This window comes from Dyadobacter sp. Leaf189 (assembly GCF_001424405.1).
Classification (GTDB): domain Bacteria; phylum Bacteroidota; class Bacteroidia; order Cytophagales; family Spirosomataceae; genus Dyadobacter.
In genome coordinates, this window is record NZ_LMPS01000001.1 from 165314 (window position 1) to 183303 (window position 17990).

The window sequence follows — 17990 nt, forward strand, 5'->3', positions numbered from 1 at the left end:
ATTAAGATTATGTCTGTAATCGGGAAATACTTTATTTTTCTAGGGACAATATTCTCGAGAGGTGAAAAGCTGTCTGTTTATTGGCGGCGTCTGATGGAGGAATGCGTGGGAATCGGGGTGAGTTCGGTCTTCATTGTTGCGATTGTTTCCACATTTATCGGTGCGGTTTCCTGCATTCAGACCGCCTACAACCTGGTTAGCCCGATTATTCCGGTTTCTACGGTTGCATTAATCGTGCGGGATATGTCGATACTTGAACTTGCGCCGACGATTACCTGCATTGTGCTGGCGGGAAAGGTGGGCTCCAATATTGCCAGTGAGCTGGGTACTATGCGGATCACTGAACAGGTAGATGCATTGGAAGTAATGGGGATCAATTCAGCGGCATATCTGGTGTTGCCGAAGGTAATTGCTGCGATGTTGACGTTTCCAATGCTTGTTATATTCGCCGGATTCCTGAATATTTTCGGAGGGTATCTTGCCGGAACATTAACCGGCGTGATTTCAGAAAGAGATTATCTGGAGGGGATAAGGGATTCCTTTGTTCCATATAATATCTTCTTTATGTGTGTAAAACCGTTTGTATTCGGTTTTCTGATCGCAACGATATCTTCATATAAAGGATTTTTTACACAAGGTGGAGCTTTGGAAGTGGGCAAAGCAAGCACTGGCGCGGTAACGAGTAGCTGTATCTCCGTATTAATTGCGGATTATTTACTTGCACAACTCCTGTTATAATTTAGCCTGGGCTATCAATTCAGCAAGCAATGATCGAGATCAATAATATTTCCAAAGCTTTCAACGGAAAACAGGTTTTAAAAGGCATTTCCGCAACTTTCAAGAAAGGGGAGACCAACCTGATTATCGGCGGGAGCGGGACCGGAAAAAGTGTTTTACTCAAATGCATGATCGGCCTCGTAAAGCCGGATCAGGGTAATGTAATTTACGACGGCCGCGACTTCTATAACAGCGATAAGGAAACACAACAGTCGATTCGCCGCGAAATGGGAGTGCTTTTTCAGGGCGGCGCGCTCTTTGACTCTAAAACGGTTGAGGAAAATGTGCGCTTTCCATTGGATATGCTGACGGATCAGTCCACGCAGGAAAAACAGGAGCGGGTAGCATTCTGTCTTCAAAGGGTTGGCCTGGAAGCAGCTGCCAAAAGAATGCCTTCCGAAATCAGCGGTGGAATGAAAAAGCGCGTAGGAATTGCGCGGGCTATCGTCATGAACCCGATGTATCTTTTTTGTGATGAGCCGAATTCGGGCCTTGATCCGCTTACTTCGGTAAAGATTGACGAGCTGATCAAAGAGATCACCGAAGAATATCAGATCACCACGATTATTATCACACACGATATGAATTCGGTGATGGAGATTGGCCAGAACATTATGTTCTTGTACCAGGGAGACAAGTTGTGGGAAGGTGTCAATTCAGATATAACCAAAACCCCCGTCCCCGAGCTTAAAGAATTCCTTTTCTCCAATAAGTTGCTGCGTGAAATGCAGCCATAGCTAGCCTTTATTATTTCCTCAATGCAGGAAGATTTTTCCTTTCCAATATAAACACAACGGCAGCAAACAGTCCGAAGAGGATAATGTGCAGCGTAGCGGACAACCAGAGCTCAGGTATTTTTACGAGGGAAGAAAGAAAGATCAAGACCCCGCCGCCTGCCAGGTAGCCTACCGCGGATTTCACATCGTAAGGTACCGGATAAAACTTCTGTCCGTAATAATAGCACAGGACAAGCATCACCAATCCCGACAATGCAAAAGCTATTGCGAAGCCAAGGTAGCCGATTTGCGGTACCAAAAGGAAACTCGTGAGAATGGTAATGCAGGCTCCGGTCAATGTGAACCAGGTTCCATATTGCGTCTGATCTGTCAGCTTAAACCAGGTTGCAACATTATAGTAAATCCCCAGGAAGAAATATCCCGCGAGCAGCCAGGGTACTACCGGCAAGCCTTCATGGTAAATCTTTTGTTTCAGGAATATTTCAGCGAACAAGTCGAGATTCAAGGAGATACCAACCCACATCAACGCGCAGATAATGATAAAGTATTTTGTCACTTTTGCGAATATCGGCGGGGCATTCTTGTCTTCTCCTTTTGTAAAAAAGAATGGTTCTGCGGCATATTTGAATGCCTGGATAGCCAGGTTCATGAAGATGGAAAGCTTATAGCATTGCACATAGATACCAATTGCTGTTTTGGTACTGCGACCCGGATAAAAGCCGTCGGGAAGTAAGAACTGGATGAATGTACGGTCAAAAAGCATATTGATCACCCCACCCGCATTCATAATCAGAATTGGAAAAGCATATACCCAGACAGGTTGAAAGAGGGTTTTGTCAAAAACAAACCTGAACCCGGCAAACTCTTTGCGAAGTGAGACAAAGAAGAGGAGGTTGGCGATCAGATTGGCAAAAACAATGTAATCCGGGGCATGAGCGGGATTGTAGAACAGGTCTATCGCAGGTTTCAGCATCGACAGATATTTACCCTGATAAATATCCCTGCAAACGATCAGGAAAAAGAGGTTCAGCAGAATGGTAATAACGATGTTCGCAAGGCGCACTGTCACGAACTTTTTACCTTTTCCTTCCAGCCTCAGCCTGGCAAATGGAATAGCAATAATCGCGTCAGTCGCCATAATGGCCGCAAACATCCTGACAATATTGGCGCTTTCAGGATAGCGGATTGCCTCGGCAAGCTGGGGTGCAAAAATGAAGATCAGCCCGGAAAAAAACAGGCTGACCAGCATTACTGCACTTAAAATGAGATTATAGTAGGTTTTTCGATCTGCCTCCTGTCTCGCAAAGCGGAAGAAGGCTGTTTCCATTCCAAAAGTATAAATAACCATTGTCAACCCTGCGTAGGCGTACAATTGACCTTGTGCGGCGATCTGCTCGGGTTTAAACAGCCCGGTATGAAGGGGAACCAGCAGGTAGTTCAGAAAACGGCCCAGCATAGTGCTGATCCCGTACATGGCGGTTTCCCCCGCTAGCTTCTTTAAAACACTCATATTATATAGCCCGTCAACACTGGCAAGGCCTATTCAGAAAGTATCAGTATTATCATATATGAACGGGCAAATATAGGTTATGGTTGTTTAAAATTGCGATAGCAGCGTTGCGGGCTAGTTTCTGATATCTGTAATGATACGTTCAATAATTCGTTCAATGCGTTTCCAGCCGTCGTCTGAATGCAGGTCCACGTCGATCATTTTTTGGCGATAGTCGGTGGAAAGGGTCATAAAGTAGATTCCGGCAGAGAGGAAGGAGACCAGCGCACTGGTATCATTAAAATTGGGAAGCTCGCCTATCTTGCCCAGGATTTTGTGAGCCGTTTGATTTCTGGCGTCAGAAAGCATGGATTTGCCCGTGCCAATTTCCCACCTTAAAAGGTCGCGTGTCGCTTTTCTTTCACGAAGGTCCTTCATGAATGTCTGCATAAGGTTATTCAATGCCTCAGCGCGCTCCTCCGGGCCCAGTTCTGGGATGTTGTCGATGTAATCGGTACTGCTGGTGGAAGTGTACTCACCGGATTTTACGTACTGCTCCATGAGCCCGTCTACGCTTTCGAAATACCGGTAAATAAGAACTTTGTTGACACCGGCTGTGCGGGCAATGAGGTTAACCCCCACTTTTTCGGTTCCATGCTGCTCAATTACATCTCCTACTGCCTTGAGTATCTTACTCTTGGTCCGCTCTCGGTCACGCTTTTTGATTTTGTCAATTTTCATATGGGTGCTGTTTAGGTTAAAACATATAAATGTAATATTTCATCTGGAAATTTTATAGTATCCAAATATGGTAAGTAACCAAATCGAAGGATTGGTATATAAAACATCCAAAAACAGCGTCTATTGTGCCTTTTTAGCAGTTATGAAGGGATTTGAATGTTGTAATTTGTACACATTCTTAAAAAGGAGAGGGCCTGGTTGGCAGAAATCCCAAGAAGTGGGTATGAATTTGTGGGAAACAAAAAAAGAGCTCAGAAAACTGAGCTCTTTAAGTTACTGTTGGCCGACAAGGACTCGAACCCTGAATAAGACAACCAAAATGTCCTGTGTTACCATTACACCATCGGCCAAAACCGTAAACAGTGGTGCAAAAGTAATGTGACGAGATTAAGTTGTCAAGCTTTTGCGCAAAAAAATTAAATACTTTGCAGCAATGCGGTTGGAGAGATCTTCTTAACCAGTCCCTGCAACACTTTTCCCGGGCCGCATTCGATAAACATTTCGGCCCCATCGGCTGCCATTTGCTCCACAGACTGCGTCCATCTTACAGGCGCTGTAAGCTGAGAAATCAGGTTCTCCTTGATCACGGTAACCTCCGTAGCCGGCCTCGCATTTACATTTTGATAAATAGGGCAAACAGGGGGCTCGAATTGGGCAGCATGAATTGCCTCAGCCAGCTCTTCACGCGCCGGCTCCATCAACGGAGAATGGAATGCGCCGCCTACCGGCAGGATCAAAGCACGTTTGGCACCTGCTGCTTTAAGCAGCTCGCACGCTTTCTCAACGCCTTCCACAGAGCCTGAGATAACGACCTGTCCGGGACAGTTATAATTGGCTGGAACCACAATCTCGTCAGTAATACCTGCACAAACTTCTTCGATCACCTGATCAGGCAATCCCAGAATGGCAGCCATTGTCGATGGACGGATTTCGCAGGCTTTCTGCATTGCCGAAGCACGTTTGGAAACAAGCAGCAGGCCTTCTTCGTAAGACAATACACCAGCGGCAACCAATGCTGAAAATTCCCCCAGCGAGTGACCAGCGACCATATTCGGGTTGAAGTCGGTGCTGATCTTTGCCAATACCACGGAATGAATAAAAATGGCAGGCTGGGTTACAGCAGTTTGTTTTAAGTCTTCATCCGAACCTTCAAACATCACCTTCGTAATTTCGAAGCCAAGTACCTCGTTCGCCTTTTCAAATAGTGCTTTGGCAGAGTCTGAGGATTGGTAAAGGTCAAATCCCATTCCCTTGAATTGCGATCCCTGTCCGGGAAAAATATATGCCGTCTTCATAGTTTCTGAATTTTAGGTTGCTCACATTAAATAAAAAGCCCGCGCATCATGCGCGGGCTACAAAGGAAATACTTGATCTCGAAAGAAAAAAGACACATATAATCGTGCCTTACCTGATAAGCTGTACCCATCCTTTCAGGATAGTTTGCTCGCTTTCTCTTTTAGCTGATTCAAAACGGACCCTTGCTTCGTAGTARTACTGCCCTGCTGCGAGGTCTTTTCCTGCATTGGTTTTTCCGTTCCAGTTGATGTTCACATCGGTGGTAGAGAATACCTTGGCACCCCACCTGTTGAAGACAGTAAACTCCATGGACTGCACAAAAGCAGGGCATTCATAAGGCTGGAACACATCGTTTTTCGTGTCCCCATTTGGTGTAAACACATTGGGCAACACATACATCGGGCAGTTGTCCTTGCACACGGTGTTGCTGGGGGCACTCTCCGCACCAAACCTGTTGACGGCCGTCACATAGTAGCAGCCTGCAAAGGAAGTAAGNGTCGGTTCACGGCCGCACGCGCGTGCCACATCGGTGGTAGAGAACACCTTGGCACCCCACCTGTTGAAGACAGTAAACTCCATGGACTGCACAAAAGCAGGGCATTCATAAGGCTGGAACACATCGTTTTTCGTGTCCCCATTTGGTGTAAACACATTGGGCAGCACATACATCGGGCAGTTGTCCTTGCACACGGTATTGCTGGGGGCACTCTCCGCACCAAACCTGTTGACGGCCGTCACATAGTAGCAGCCTGCAAAGGAAGTAAGRCCGGTATGGTCGTACTCTGTTGCCAGCGGTGCAGGCGGGATAGTCACTGTTGCGATCAGGGCAGGTGTCTCATCTTCATAGCGGGCATAGTAGACCCTGTAAGCGGTCACTGCCGCGTCGCATTCTTTACCGTCTGCCTGCTGCGGRTAGGTCCACGAGAGGTGGTTGGTAAATGTAGGCGAGTCGCAGAATGCGTCCGGGTGTGCTTGTAACGAATCACAGTTGAGYGGRTCAAGTGCCAGCACAGGCGGGCAAGGCTTGGTGGTATCCGAAGAAGATACACACAGTATTTGCGAGAAGTTGTAAAGTACAGCAGGCCTGATCTGGCTGTTGTTGTAAGAGCCCACCGTTTCTACTTTGTAGCAGTACGTAGAATCGTTGTTGATGGTAATGCTGGCAGTCCCGTCGGCAGCATACCTGTCAACGCCGTCATCGACAAAAGTAAACGATCCTGTACCATCCACTTTCCAGTCGGCAATGCGGTTGAAAGTACCAGGCTTGGTTTTGTCTTCTCTGTATATCCTGTGTACGCGGTTGGTATTGTCCCAGGGCACAAGTGCCGACCAGTTGACGCGGATCTTGCCTGGCTCGGCCGCGCCCTGTTCAAGGCGTACACTGCTGGCTGTTTTTGTCTCATCAAACTTGACGAGCTGCCCGCNAGCCCCGCTCTGTCCCACGGCGCGGTAGAGGCGGTACTGTGCCGGCAGCCCGGCAGCAGCAGCTGGTTTAGTCCATTTAACGGTGATCACTCCCCTTGTCTCGCTGGTAGAATCAACAGTTACATTGGTGATGACCGGCATGAGCAAAGGCAGTTTGAGACAGAACTCGTCGGAAGCGACACTTTCCCCTCCGCCTACCAGGCTTCCCGGCTCAGAACCATTGGTGCCCGGCCTTGGGAAAATGACCACCAAACGGTAGCTGTACGAAACGCCCGGCCTGAGCCCTGCGCCATTGTTATTGTCCAGGTAAGTGGTTTGTGTGACCGGCACGCGGGCTACTTCCTCATAACCTGATCCTGCGGGTATACCCGTGATACAAACGTCCTCAGGGATGTCGGTACACCCTTCTTTTCTGTAAATAACCACCCTTGCGCCTTGTACCTGGCATTTATAGGCTGCCCAGTTGAGCCTGTAAGCAGTACCTGCCGGGTCAGTGGCCGCKACGGCAACCAGCCCGGTGGGCTTAGGCCCGTAGACACGGATGTTCAGGGTCGTCATATCGACGAGCTTGCGGAACAAAGACGGGTTGGGGGTACCACTTGCCGGGGCATCTTCTACCTTGAAGAGCACATCATAGGGTTCCATCCGGATGTGGTTGCAGGAAGTCTGCCAGGTAAACTGTCCCACGACGGTGTTCTGCGAACCTTGCTGGGGGACATTGAATGCAGCCAGGGCGGGCGGTACCAATGCACTCTGGTACACCCCTCCGGTGGAAGTAAGTGTAAGCCTGTCACCATTCTTGTCAGTGGCCCTGATCTGCTGGTTGATGAAAGTACCTGCTTCCACACANCGGGTTGGGGGTACCACTTGCCGGGGCATCTTCTACCTTGAAGAGCACATCATAGGGTTCCATCCGGATGTGGTTGCAGGAAGTCTGCCAGGTAAACTGGCCCACGACGGTGTTCTGCGAACCTTGCTGGGGGACAGTGAATGCAGCCAGGGCAGGCGGTACCAATGCACTCTGGTACACCCCTCCGGTGGAAGTAAGTGTAAGCCTGTCACCATTCTTGTCAGTGGCCCTGATCTGCTGGTTGATGAAAGTACCTGCTTCCACACAGATGTCATTCAGCGGGTCCATTAACGGGCGGTCATTACGGGCGTCTTCGACCAAAATCTGCATATCCCGAACAATCTGGCCGATTAATATACCATCCCTCCATTCTTCCACGATAAAGGCGACATTATACTGTCCCTTCAATGCAGGCGCATCCCAGACAAGGTCACCTGTGAGTTCATTGATGCTGAAATTAGCGGGTGAAGCACCTGCCTCAGTGCGGCCCGGCGCGCCGATTGCATTGGGGGCGGCGTACGGAATGTTGATTCCAACTCCACCGCCATTACTTTGCTGAGGAACGAAGAGTTTATACGCAAGACTATCGCCATCGGCATCAAATGCATTGGGATTGTGAATGTAACGCTGTCCTACTGCCGCAAGATCAATCGGCGGGTTCAGTAAAACGGGAGTTTGGTTCGGGCCGAATTGCGAGTTGATTTCAAGTGTACTGTGGACAAAGAAGTTGAGCCTGTCGGTCTGCACTCCGTTGTTGAGGTTAACTGTATTTGCATTCCGGTTTTCCATCCTTACGGAAATCTCGTAGGTACTGGCGGCCGGAAATGTGTAAGTGGTGACGTACTCGTTGTAAGTGGTATTGTTGCCGATGTTCCTTATTGCGCTGGGTATGCGGTCAACGCGGCGCGGACCATCAGTTCCGAAGAAGAAATCAACATTGATAGCTGCGTCAGCGGCAGTCTTGCCAGGAGGCGAAACGTCGAAATAGGCAGACAGCTTAATTTCGTAAGTCAGTCCTGATAACCTTTTCGCTGTTATTTCCCCCGCCCGGAAGTGGGTGGCTTTTACCTCGGAAACAGAAAACAGCAGAACGATAAAACTGATTAATGATAGAAGGGAACGTAAAGTACGTGACATATAAGAATAGATAATAGTCTGACCTGAACTCTCAACGAAATTCTTGCTATAAAATGTGTACGGTATTATCAAACAAAAGTAGGTTTTTCGGTGTTCTAAGGCTGTTTCGAACACACTGATTAGCACTCGCTTGCCGGGATCAGAAATTTCTTAATAATGATTATAAATAATACCCCATTCAGCAAAAATGGACAGGTTTTTTTGCCTGACGAGCGTTTGTGATATACCTTTGAATGGTTCTAAATATACCTCATTTTTTTGCACTAAAACCATTTGTGTTTCATATGTCGTGGTTTTCACAAACGTTAACGAGCTCGATCGGGAAAAAGCTTCTGATGGCTCTTACCGGTCTTTTTTTAATTGTCTTTCTGGTCATTCATGCCACCATCAATGCGATGATCTTCTATAATGATGGCGGAGAAACTTTCACTCACTGGGGTCATTTCATGGGTACTAACCCGATCATCAGGACACTGGAAATCGGATTGGTTGCAGGTTTCCTGATCCACATTGCCGACGGCCTTATTTTATGGAAAAACAACAGAGAAGCACGTCCGATCGGGTATGCAGTCACTAATGCTTCTGCAAACAGTACCTGGTATTCCAGAAGTATGGGATTGCTGGGCACGTTGCTGCTGATCTTTCTTGTTATCCACACGGCGCATTTCTGGATTCCCAACCGTTCCAACCAGTTTGCCACAGGCGAGGAGCTGAACTTGTATCAGATGATGCTGGATATATTTCAGAATGAGTGGGTTGTGTTGATTTATGTGTTGGGTTGTATCTCATTGTTCTGGCATTTGCTGCACGGATTCAAAAGCGCTTTCCAGACATTGGGAGCGAACCACGTGAAGTACAATGGTTTGATTTCATTTATAGGAACAGCTTTTTCGATCGTTGTGCCTCTTCTTTTTGCCTTGATGCCGATCGCGATGTATTTGGGTTGGGTCAAATAAACGAGTACCGGTAATACCGGTGATTCTTTCATTTCTAATTTCGATTAAATAAAATTTATATGGCGACTTCATCTCGTCTGGATGCCAAAATACCTCAGGGACCGCTCGAAACTAAATGGAGCAAATACCGTTCTTCGGTGCCGCTGGTAAATCCCGCGAATAAACGTAATCTTGAAATTATCGTTGTTGGTACCGGTCTGGCAGGCGCTTCTGCAGCTGCCACACTGGCTGAGCTTGGATATAAGGTAAAAGCTTTCTGCTTCCAGGATTCACCACGCCGTGCGCACTCCATTGCAGCGCAGGGAGGTATCAATGCTGCCAAAAACTATCAAAATGACGGGGACTCGGTTTACCGTCTTTTTTATGATACAATCAAAGGAGGTGACTACCGCGCAAGAGAAGGAAATGTGCACCGCCTTGCCGAAGTTTCCGGTAGTATTATTGACCAGTGTGTAGCTGCCGGTGTGCCTTTTGCACGTGAGTACGGCGGTTTGCTTTCCAACCGTTCTTTCGGTGGAACGCAGGTTCAGAGAACATTTTATGCTGCCGGACAAACCGGTCAGCAGTTGTTGCTCGGCGCGTATTCAGGTCTGCAGCGTCAGGTTGGTATGGGTACAGTTAAAATGTACAACCGCCACGAAATGCTGGATATCGTAAATATTGACGGTAAATGCCGCGGTATCATTGCAAGAAACCTGGTTACAGGTGAGCTGGAAAGACATGCAGGTCACGCTGTATTGCTTTGCTCGGGAGGTTACGGTAACGTATTCTACCTTTCTACCAATGCAATGGGAAGTAACGTTACCGCCGCATGGAAAGCGCACAAACGCGGTGCATTCTTCGGAAACCCTTGCTTTACCCAAATTCACCCGACGTGTATCCCCGTATCTGGTGAGCACCAGTCTAAGCTGACGCTGATGTCTGAATCGCTGCGGAACGATGGACGGATCTGGGTACCAAAAGCTAAGAACGACAATCGTCCGGGTAATGAAATTCCGGAAGAAGAGCGTGATTACTATCTTGAAAGACGTTACCCTGCATTTGGTAACCTTGTTCCCCGTGACATTGCGTCGCGTGCGGCTAAGGAGCGTTGCGATGCAGGCTACGGAGTAGGAACTTCCAAGCTGGCCGTTTACCTCGATTTCGCTGCTGCGGTTGAGCGTTACGGTAAGGCAGAAGCAAATAAAAACAACATCCATAATGCATCCCATTCAGATATTATTGCCTGGGGTAAAGCGGTGGTGAAAGAAAAATATGGTAACCTGTTTGACATGTACAAGCAGATTACGGGTGAGGATCCTTACGAAGTTCCAATGCGTATTTACCCGGCTGTTCACTATACAATGGGCGGACTTTGGGTTGACTATAACCTGATGACAACCGTACCAGGGTTATATGCATTAGGTGAGGCCAACTTCTCTGACCACGGAGCAAACCGTCTCGGTGCTTCCGCTTTGATGCAGGGTTTAGCCGACGGATACTTTGTGATCCCTTACACCATCGGAGCGTATCTGGCTAATGAAATCAGAACAGGTAAAATCTCTACCGACCATGAAGCGTTTGTTCAAACGGAGAAAGAAGTGCGGGACAGAATTGAAAAACTGTTGAGCATTCAGGGTAATACATCTCCTGAATTATTCCACCGCCGGTTGGGTAAGATCATGTGGGATAAGTGTGGAATGGCGCGTAATGAAAAAGGGTTGAAGGAAGCAATCGTAGAAATACGTCAGCTGAGAGAAGAATTCTGGAGGGATGTAAAAGTAATGGGAACAGCTACCTACTTCAATCCGGAGCTTGATAAAGCCAACCGCGTAGCCGACTTTATTGAATTAGGTGAGCTGATGTGTATTGATGCTTTGACCAGGAACGAATCTTGTGGCGGACACTTCCGTGAAGAGTTCCAGACCGAAGAAGGAGAAGCAATGCGCGACGATGATAATTATATGTTCGTGTCTGCGTGGGAGCACAAGGGAGTTGAGCAGTGGGAGCTTCACAAAGAGGAACTGATTTACGAGAACATTAAGATTGCCCAGAGGAGTTACAAATAATTAGTAAAGCCGGATATTGTCCGGGTGTACAATTTATCACAGCATAAAGAATAAGATAGATATGGAAGGAAATATGAGTTTGTCTCTGAAAGTCTGGAGACAAAGTAATAAAGATACAGCGGGCGGTTTTGAAGACTACAAGCTGGATAAAGTTTCCCCTGATATGTCATTCCTTGAAATGTTCGACGTGTTAAACGAACAACTCATTGAAGAAGGAAAAGAACCGGTTGCATTTGACCACGACTGCAGGGAAGGTATTTGCGGAGCTTGCTCAATGTTTATCAATGGACGACCGCACGGTCCGCTGAAAGGAGTTACAACCTGCCAGTTGCACATGCGTTCTTTCAACGATGGAGATACGATCGTAGTAGAGCCATGGAGAGCGGCGGCATTCCCGGTTATCAAAGACCTGGTTGTGGATCGTGATGCATTTGACCGCGTGATTTCAGCAGGAGGTTTTATTTCTGTAAACACAGGAAATGCGCAGGATGCCAACAGTTTGCCAGTTCCGAAGGAAGCGGCTGACGAGGCATTTTCAGCGGCAGCCTGCATTGCATGCGGTGCTTGTGTAGCTGCTTGTAAAAATGCTTCTGCGATGTTGTTTGTATCTGCAAAGATCTCTCAGCTTGCATTGTTGCCACAAGGTCAGGCAGAGCGCAGTATCCGTGCTGAGAAAATGGTAGCGCAAATGGATGCGGAGGGTTTTGGAGCTTGTACCAATACAGGGGCATGTTCGGCTGAATGCCCGAAAGAAATTAGCATGGTGAACATTGCGCGTATGAACCGCGAATATATCGGCGCGAAGTTTTCTTCTTCGGCTGTCTAATAGATTTAATAAGCAACAAAAAAGGTGTCGGTTCCATTGAACCGACACCTTTTTTGTTGGTAACCTGCCAGCTTATTTCTTGGTAGAATCTGCTGCTGCCGGTTTGCCTGATGATTTATATTCTTTGTTCAAGCCGTCCAGAATTTTCTGCGTAACATCCAGCGAAGGATTTGCAAAAAGGATTCCGCCTCCAAGTGAGTAACCAAGGACGTACTCAAAACCATTTTCCTTATTATATTTCTCAATGTAAGAGCGGATGTTTTTATAAAGCTCTTCATTTTTCTTAGCTTCTTCCTGGCCCAATGCTTGTGCCGACTGATCGCGGTACGCCATTAAATCCTGCTGTTTTTTCATCAGCTGCGCCTCAGTGGATCTTGCTTGCTCGGGTGTCATAGTCTGCGCTTTTTGCTGAAAGAATGCAACTTCATTCTGCAGAGAGCGACCTTTGGTATTCAATTCGTTTTCCAGCTGGAAGTTCTTGTTTTCAAGTTCCTTTCTTGTGTCTTTGAAGAACTCGTAATTTTTCAAAAGAGAATCTACCTGAACATAAACTGTCTTGCGGCCTGCCACTACATTACCGTCTGCTGCTACGCCGGCATCGCCCGACGATTTACTTGAAAAGTGAAGGAAGAAAAGTACGGCTACAGCCAATGAAAGCACAATGTTCCAGATCAACGAAGTATTATTGTTCACGTCTTTAAGGTTTAATTTTTTTGCATGAGCCGCAAAGATAAGGATTTGTGTTTAAGTACAATGAATCTTATAGAACCTTAAAAAGGCATTTTTGCAGTGGCTTAACTTTCTGCATTCCGCACGAAAATGTCGCGGATCAGGAATCCCGATAACCCTCCGAATCCGCCCACAAGTCCACCGATTATGCCGCTCACAAGCAGTAGTAAAAGGCCGTCAGGCAGGAAAAATATCTGCGCAATCCGGTCTGAAATCGCGCCGTTTGATATCAGGTGAAAATAGTAGCCGTAACCCAGCCACAACACGCAAATTGCCAGAAAGCTGATCCAAAATGATTTGAAAGCCGCTGTGGGCCACCACAGGTGAACTACAAACGGGACAATGGCGACTACCCACCAGGGAGCGAAGAATTGCAGTATGGCCGTGATGATCAGAATGACGAGGAAGTTCATCTTTATTTCTTTTGAAGGGTGATCCGGGCTGTAAGGCGGGAATGTTGCTGGTCGGGTGCATTGAGGAAGAGCAGTTCATTCAATTCCCCCTTCTCCCATTTACCAAGCATATTAAGGTAATATGGGCTACCCGGATTTCCGGATTGTCCGCCTGGATAGATACCGTAGGCGCGCGGCGTCGGCCCGAGCTCGACGACCATTCTCCATGAAGGTCCATTCCGTTTTGTGATCGCATTGACGATACTACTGCCGCCTCCGGTCGTAATGGGAGGTGCATTAAAGGATTTCAGGCTTCTGCTCAAATGCCGGATTTCGGTACCTTTTACTTTCGACCACTGCCAGGTAGGGCTCATGGTTCCGTGTCGCGCTTTCAGGCTGTCAAGCGTAGCTTTAAAGCTGCCGTAAACAATGTCCGGCATTGTCTCTTTATTAGAAGTAGTAATGTTATCAAACCATTTTTCTTCCGTTTGTTTCAAAAGCAAATACAACGTCCGGTCCCGGCTTGGCAGCTCAGATCCGAATTCATCGCTCCATATCGCATTTCGTAATGCAGGTATCCATTCTTCGAATATGGAAGCAGCAACCGAGTTTGGTGCATTCTGGTAGTTCCAATTGGCTAAAATGATCTTGGCCGCTTTTTCAGACGGAGATAATGCCGTTGTGGATAGTACTTCCAGAAGTTTGGGCAAAATGGTTCTGGCGAGGACACTGAAATTGTCGTTTTGCAAAGCACGGAGGCTGTCTGCATTCGCCTGTGTCATAGCCTGCAAGCGTTCGTTGATTCGGATCGCGCGTTCGGAAGGTGCGAAAACCCAGTTGATATAATAAGGATAAGTCGTGTCTGTACTCGATTGATTGGCACTGCTCACAAATCCTCTCTCAGGATTTTTGACGTAAGGGTTCTGTTCAGCCGGAATCCATCCCTGCCAGTCGTTCCGGTGATCGGTACCATCGAGAATGAATTTACCTTGCTCCTTGTATTTAACAGGCATCTTTCCATTCACGGTAATGGCGATGTTCTTGCTGTTGTCCGCGAAAACGAAATTCTGCGCGGGCCCCACGTATCTGGTTAATGCACTTCGGTAATCGTCATAATTCTTTGCCTTATTCAGCTGGTAAAATGTCATGAAGCTGTTGCCAGGCTCGTGCCCGATCCAGCGGATCGCCAGGTCGGGCTGCTTCGAAGTATTGTCCATTTCGGTAACCGGCCCGTGGTGGGTGTAAACCACCTCTTCTGTCACAGGTGATTTTTCACCTTTGATATAAACCACTTCTTTCCTGATGCGGGTGTTTTTCCATTGGTTTTCATGCCAATATTGCTTCCTGCTGCTGTCTTTGAATTTGATTTTGTATAAATCATAAACGTCAGCGTCCACATTGGTAACTCCCCAGGCTACATTTTGATTGAAGCCGATAATAACACTGGGGATACCTGGCAAAGAAACGCCATACACATTCATCTCGGGCGTATGCAGCTGTACCTGGTACCAGATCGAGGGGAGTGTGAGTTCCAGGTGCGGATCATTGGCCAGGATCGGGTAGCCGGTAATGGATTTCTCAGCGCTGACCGCCCAGTTATTGCTTCCGATCCCTTCTACTTTTTCAAACCTTTTCGCTGGTAAACTAAGTTTTTGAGTTAGGTGCGATCCGGAATTAACACTGTCGGTTGAAGTCAGTTTTTCAGGAATGGCAATTGGTTTAAAATCCCATTTTGTGCCTGACGGAATAATGGGGCTTTCCTGCAATAGCGGATAATCGGGGAAAACCTGATCGATTACCTGTTTACCATATTTTTGAAGCAACTCTGTCATACCTGTCTCATTCGAGCGCCCGGCAAGGGTGAGCGTCATTTGTTCGAGCATGTACATGGTATTAATCGGCTTCCAAGGCTCGGGTTTGTAGCCCAGCAGCTTGAATTCGATAGGATAATCTTTGGGCGCAAGCTGCCTGATGTACGCATTTACTCCGGCAGTGTAGCCCAGCAACGCGGTGCGCGACTGCGGTTCGCTCATGGCCATTTTGAAGTTTGCCTCAGCTCCATAGCCCATTCCGAGCCGGCGGCTCTGCAGATCCATTTCAAGCGTTACCTTGCCGAGTATCTCCGACAGCCTGCCCGAAGCAGCACGAATTTGCAAGTCCATTTGCCACAACCGGTCTCTGGCTGTGATATAGCCTTGGGCGTAGAACAGGTCGAAATCGTTTCTTGCAAAAATGTGCGGCACGCCGGTGTCGTCAAAGCGGATGATCACTTCGCTTTGCAGACTATCGAGTTTAAGTACCAATTCAGTGTCTGAACCCGAGGCATCTTCACCATTTTGGCTGAATCCCGTGAATGGGCTCAGGAATGGTCCCAGTGCAGGAGCAGGTCCGAGGGGTTTGTCGAGAAAATAAATCAGGGCTATGGCAATGGCCAAAGAAACAATCGCTTTAACAATCTTCATAGAGAGGGGACACTTTTGCAGAAAAAGGTCTTTTTGACTACGAAACTACTTGAACCATAGCTTCTATCACTTCAAGCTTACTATAAAGCACCGAACGTTCATCAGGAATTTCACCCGCCATTGAAACGGCTGCCGGGAAGTATTTCTGTCTGGCCGGACGGAATGCTTTTGCGGTAAGGTGCAGGGAATGTACGCCGGCTGCGGCCAGCTCAGCGGCATTTTCAGGATTTACTCCGCCTCCGGCCATAATCTCGATTTTGCCGTTTGCTTCCTTTGCAAGTGCTGCTAGCAGGTCAATCCCCTGAATGGCGCTGGCTTTCTGACCTGAGGTCAGGATTCTTTCAGCGCCGGTTTCTATTACCGCCTTTAATGCTTTGTGCGGATCAGGTGTGAGGTCAAATGCACGGTGGAATGTTACTTTCATTGGAGCGGCATAGTCCACCAGCGCTTTCGTACGTTGCACATCAACTTGCCCCTCTGCATTAAGTATCCCAAGCACAACGCCATTTGCGCCCAGCTTTTTAGCTACATCAATGTCTTTTTTCATGATTTCTTCTTCAAAAAAATCATAGACAAAGTCACCACCGCGTGGCCGGATCATTACATAAAGAGGGATTTCTATATACTGTTTGACGATTTCAATCAGACCGGCGCTGGGGGTAGTTCCGCCTTCACCCAGCCCGCCGCAAAGCTCAATGCGGCCAGCACCTCCGGCTTGTGCGTTAATGCAGGATTCAAGAGAGTACGCGCAAACTTCGATAGTCATAATAATGGTATTTAAGGAACGAAACAGGGAATTTACAAAAAGGTTTGAGGCGACGGACGGCTGTTGAAAGAAATGATTGGAACAGGTAGAAATTAAGGTTCGTCTGGAAGATTTGTCACCGTATTTTCAATAAAGTGATATCTGTAATAACTTGATAAACAGGTGGTTGCTTGGTTGTGGGAAATATTATTTTTAACCAGGCAATTATTTTTGCTTTTTTTCGCTTTAAGCTTTTAAAAGATGTCAAATTTTTTACTTTTGCAAAAAAGTAAAGTAACCATTAATAGGCGAAAATATTATGTACTGGACTCTCGAACTTGCATCGTACCTTGAAGATGCTCCCTGGCCAGCTACCAAAGACGAGCTAATTGACTTTGCAATCAGAACAGGCGCTCCGTTAGAGGTAGTTGAAAACCTACAGGAGCTTGAAGACGATGGTCAACCCTATGAAAGCATTGAGGAAATTTGGCCTGATTATCCGACAAAAGACGATTTCTTTTTTAACGAAGATGAATATTGATAAGAGACGACACTGAAAGGTGTCGTTTTTTGTTTTATAAGGGTTCAGATTTTCGTGAAACTCGCTCCTGAATATTTTTTAAATCTGGCAAAACGAATGTATATTGTTAGCGTTAAGAAAGGAAAGACGAGGATATAACCGAAGGTGAGTTTGTCATAATTCAGATATCTATCCATTCTAACTAATGGAGCTTCGATTGTTAAAAGAGCTGGTAAAGAAAGGCGAGGGTGAGCATGTGGAGTTCAAATTGAAATCCAGCCATCCTGAGAAAATTGTCCGCGAAGTTGTCGCTTTTGCCAACACAGGCGGCGGGAAGCTCTTCGTAGGAGTTGGCGACGACAAAACCATCAAGGGGCTGAAAGATGCTGATGAAGATGAATTTACGCTCACCCGGGCGATCGACAAATACATTTATCCCAAAATAAGCTACAAAAAAGAACGCGTTCCCGTCAGCCAGGACAGGGATGTGCTTGTGCTCACTATTCCGCGCAGTGTTGACAAGCCGCATTATGTGGTGGATGAAACCGGTACCCGCCAGGCTTACATCCGTGTAGAAGACAAATCATTGCAGGCGAGCAGGGAGATGAAGGAAATCATGCGCCGAGGCAGAGGTGAGCGCGATATCCGTTTTCAATATGGTGACAAGGAGCAGAAGCTGATGAAGCTGCTGGATGAAAAGCAGTCAGTTACAGTCGATCTTTTTGCAACGGTAGCCGGAATACCCCGGAAAATTGCCTCTAATACTTTGGTAGTGATGGTACTGGCGCGCATTCTGGATGTTCACCCTCAGGAAATGATCGACAAGTTTACAATGTCGATGAGCTATCAATCCAACTGAC

Annotated in this window: 15 protein-coding genes, 1 tRNA gene and 1 pseudogene; 7 read left to right on the plus strand and 10 right to left on the minus strand. The window is 47.2% G+C overall.

Annotated elements, in window-relative coordinates; translation table 11 throughout:
- The first annotated feature begins 9 nt into the window (after positions 1–9).
- Together ASG33_RS00770 and ASG33_RS00775 are read left to right on the plus strand one after the other, a co-directional pair.
- On the plus strand, positions 10–738 hold the full coding sequence (locus tag ASG33_RS00770; protein WP_056279331.1) for an ABC transporter permease: 729 nt from the start codon (positions 10–12) through the stop codon (positions 736–738).
- A 29-nt stretch (positions 739–767) separates the two neighbouring features.
- Entirely contained in the window at positions 768–1514 is a 747-nt protein-coding gene (locus ASG33_RS00775; protein WP_056279333.1) for an ABC transporter ATP-binding protein, read from the plus strand.
- A gap of 10 nt (positions 1515–1524) precedes the next feature.
- Here ASG33_RS00775 and ASG33_RS00780 read toward each other — a convergent pair whose 3' ends face one another.
- From ASG33_RS00780 to ASG33_RS25995, 6 genes and pseudogenes are all read right to left on the minus strand, one after another.
- Entirely contained in the window at positions 1525–3024 is a 1500-nt protein-coding gene (locus tag ASG33_RS00780; protein ID WP_056279335.1) for a polysaccharide biosynthesis C-terminal domain-containing protein, read from the minus strand.
- A gap of 114 nt (positions 3025–3138) precedes the next feature.
- On the minus strand, positions 3139–3744 hold the full coding sequence (locus ASG33_RS00785) for a TetR/AcrR family transcriptional regulator (RefSeq protein ID WP_056279337.1): 606 nt from the start codon (positions 3742–3744) through the stop codon (positions 3139–3141).
- A gap of 279 nt (positions 3745–4023) precedes the next feature.
- Positions 4024–4094, minus strand: a tRNA-Gln gene (locus tag ASG33_RS00790).
- A 66-nt stretch (positions 4095–4160) separates the two neighbouring features.
- Positions 4161–5039: an ACP S-malonyltransferase gene (fabD, locus tag ASG33_RS00795; RefSeq protein ID WP_056279340.1), complete on the minus strand. Its 879-nt coding sequence runs from the start codon at positions 5037–5039 to the stop codon at positions 4161–4163.
- Between the two features lie 109 nt (positions 5040–5148).
- A partial coding sequence (locus ASG33_RS25675; protein ID WP_157474642.1) for a gliding motility-associated C-terminal domain-containing protein occupies positions 5149–5535 on the minus strand: 387 nt, incomplete at its 5' end.
- 1 nt (position 5536) lies between these two features.
- Positions 5537–5709 (minus strand): annotated as a pseudogene (locus ASG33_RS25995) (gliding motility-associated C-terminal domain-containing protein); the annotation flags it as partial.
- Positions 5710–8736: 3027 nt separating this feature from the next.
- Between ASG33_RS25995 and ASG33_RS00810 the strand changes: the two are divergent.
- From ASG33_RS00810 to ASG33_RS00820, 3 genes are all read left to right on the plus strand, one after another.
- Positions 8737–9408: a succinate dehydrogenase cytochrome b subunit gene (locus ASG33_RS00810; RefSeq protein WP_056279346.1), complete on the plus strand. Its 672-nt coding sequence runs from the start codon at positions 8737–8739 to the stop codon at positions 9406–9408.
- Between the two features lie 59 nt (positions 9409–9467).
- On the plus strand, positions 9468–11456 hold the full coding sequence (locus ASG33_RS00815; protein ID WP_056279347.1) for a fumarate reductase/succinate dehydrogenase flavoprotein subunit: 1989 nt from the start codon (positions 9468–9470) through the stop codon (positions 11454–11456).
- Between the two features lie 73 nt (positions 11457–11529).
- Positions 11530–12282: a succinate dehydrogenase/fumarate reductase iron-sulfur subunit gene (locus ASG33_RS00820; protein ID WP_200942731.1), complete on the plus strand. Its 753-nt coding sequence runs from the start codon at positions 11530–11532 to the stop codon at positions 12280–12282.
- Positions 12283–12354: 72 nt separating this feature from the next.
- On the opposite strand, the gene ASG33_RS00825 is transcribed toward ASG33_RS00820, so the two are convergent.
- The 4 genes from ASG33_RS00825 to ASG33_RS00840 form a co-directional block, all read right to left on the minus strand.
- Positions 12355–12975 carry an OmpH family outer membrane protein gene (locus ASG33_RS00825; RefSeq protein WP_056279351.1) on the minus strand — a complete coding sequence of 207 codons (621 nt, stop codon included), beginning with the start codon at positions 12973–12975 and terminating at the stop codon, positions 12355–12357.
- Positions 12976–13076: 101 nt separating this feature from the next.
- Positions 13077–13424: a hypothetical protein gene (locus ASG33_RS00830; RefSeq protein ID WP_056279354.1), complete on the minus strand. Its 348-nt coding sequence runs from the start codon at positions 13422–13424 to the stop codon at positions 13077–13079.
- 2 nt (positions 13425–13426) lie between these two features.
- Positions 13427–15865: a penicillin acylase family protein gene (locus tag ASG33_RS00835; protein ID WP_056279356.1), complete on the minus strand. Its 2439-nt coding sequence runs from the start codon at positions 15863–15865 to the stop codon at positions 13427–13429.
- A gap of 37 nt (positions 15866–15902) precedes the next feature.
- A complete protein-coding gene (locus ASG33_RS00840) occupies positions 15903–16631 on the minus strand; it encodes a copper homeostasis protein CutC (protein ID WP_056279358.1) in 729 nt (242 codons plus the stop codon).
- Positions 16632–16929: 298 nt separating this feature from the next.
- Here ASG33_RS00840 and ASG33_RS00845 point away from each other — a divergent pair, with 298 nt between their 5' ends.
- Together ASG33_RS00845 and ASG33_RS00850 are read left to right on the plus strand one after the other, a co-directional pair.
- Positions 16930–17151, plus strand: coding sequence for a DUF2795 domain-containing protein (locus tag ASG33_RS00845; protein WP_013927448.1), 222 nt, complete (start codon positions 16930–16932; stop codon positions 17149–17151).
- A 184-nt stretch (positions 17152–17335) separates the two neighbouring features.
- Positions 17336–17989 (plus strand): helix-turn-helix domain-containing protein, encoded by a 654-nt coding sequence (locus ASG33_RS00850; RefSeq protein WP_056279359.1) that lies wholly within the window; start codon positions 17336–17338, stop codon positions 17987–17989.
- The last annotated feature ends 1 nt before the right edge of the window (position 17990 follow it).

Bases quoted from the DNA above. Each gene is read 5' to 3' on its own strand.
- ASG33_RS00770 (WP_056279331.1), top strand. From the start codon at position 10: ATGTCTGTAATCGGGAAATACTTTATTTTTCTAGGGACAATATTCTCG.
- ASG33_RS00775 (WP_056279333.1), top strand. From the start codon at position 768: ATGATCGAGATCAATAATATTTCCAAAGCTTTCAACGGAAAACAGGTT.
- ASG33_RS00780 (WP_056279335.1), bottom strand. From the start codon at position 3,024: ATGAGTGTTTTAAAGAAGCTAGCGGGGGAAACCGCCATGTACGGGATC.
- ASG33_RS00785 (WP_056279337.1), bottom strand. From the start codon at position 3,744: ATGAAAATTGACAAAATCAAAAAGCGTGACCGAGAGCGGACCAAGAGT.
- fabD (WP_056279340.1), bottom strand. From the start codon at position 5,039: ATGAAGACGGCATATATTTTTCCCGGACAGGGATCGCAATTCAAGGGA.
- ASG33_RS00810 (WP_056279346.1), top strand. From the start codon at position 8,737: ATGTCGTGGTTTTCACAAACGTTAACGAGCTCGATCGGGAAAAAGCTT.
- ASG33_RS00815 (WP_056279347.1), top strand. From the start codon at position 9,468: ATGGCGACTTCATCTCGTCTGGATGCCAAAATACCTCAGGGACCGCTC.
- ASG33_RS00820 (WP_200942731.1), top strand. From the start codon at position 11,530: ATGAGTTTGTCTCTGAAAGTCTGGAGACAAAGTAATAAAGATACAGCG.
- ASG33_RS00830 (WP_056279354.1), bottom strand. From the start codon at position 13,424: ATGAACTTCCTCGTCATTCTGATCATCACGGCCATACTGCAATTCTTC.
- ASG33_RS00835 (WP_056279356.1), bottom strand. From the start codon at position 15,865: ATGAAGATTGTTAAAGCGATTGTTTCTTTGGCCATTGCCATAGCCCTG.
- ASG33_RS00840 (WP_056279358.1), bottom strand. From the start codon at position 16,631: ATGACTATCGAAGTTTGCGCGTACTCTCTTGAATCCTGCATTAACGCA.
- ASG33_RS00845 (WP_013927448.1), top strand. From the start codon at position 16,930: ATGTACTGGACTCTCGAACTTGCATCGTACCTTGAAGATGCTCCCTGG.
- ASG33_RS00850 (WP_056279359.1), top strand. From the start codon at position 17,336: ATGGAGCTTCGATTGTTAAAAGAGCTGGTAAAGAAAGGCGAGGGTGAG.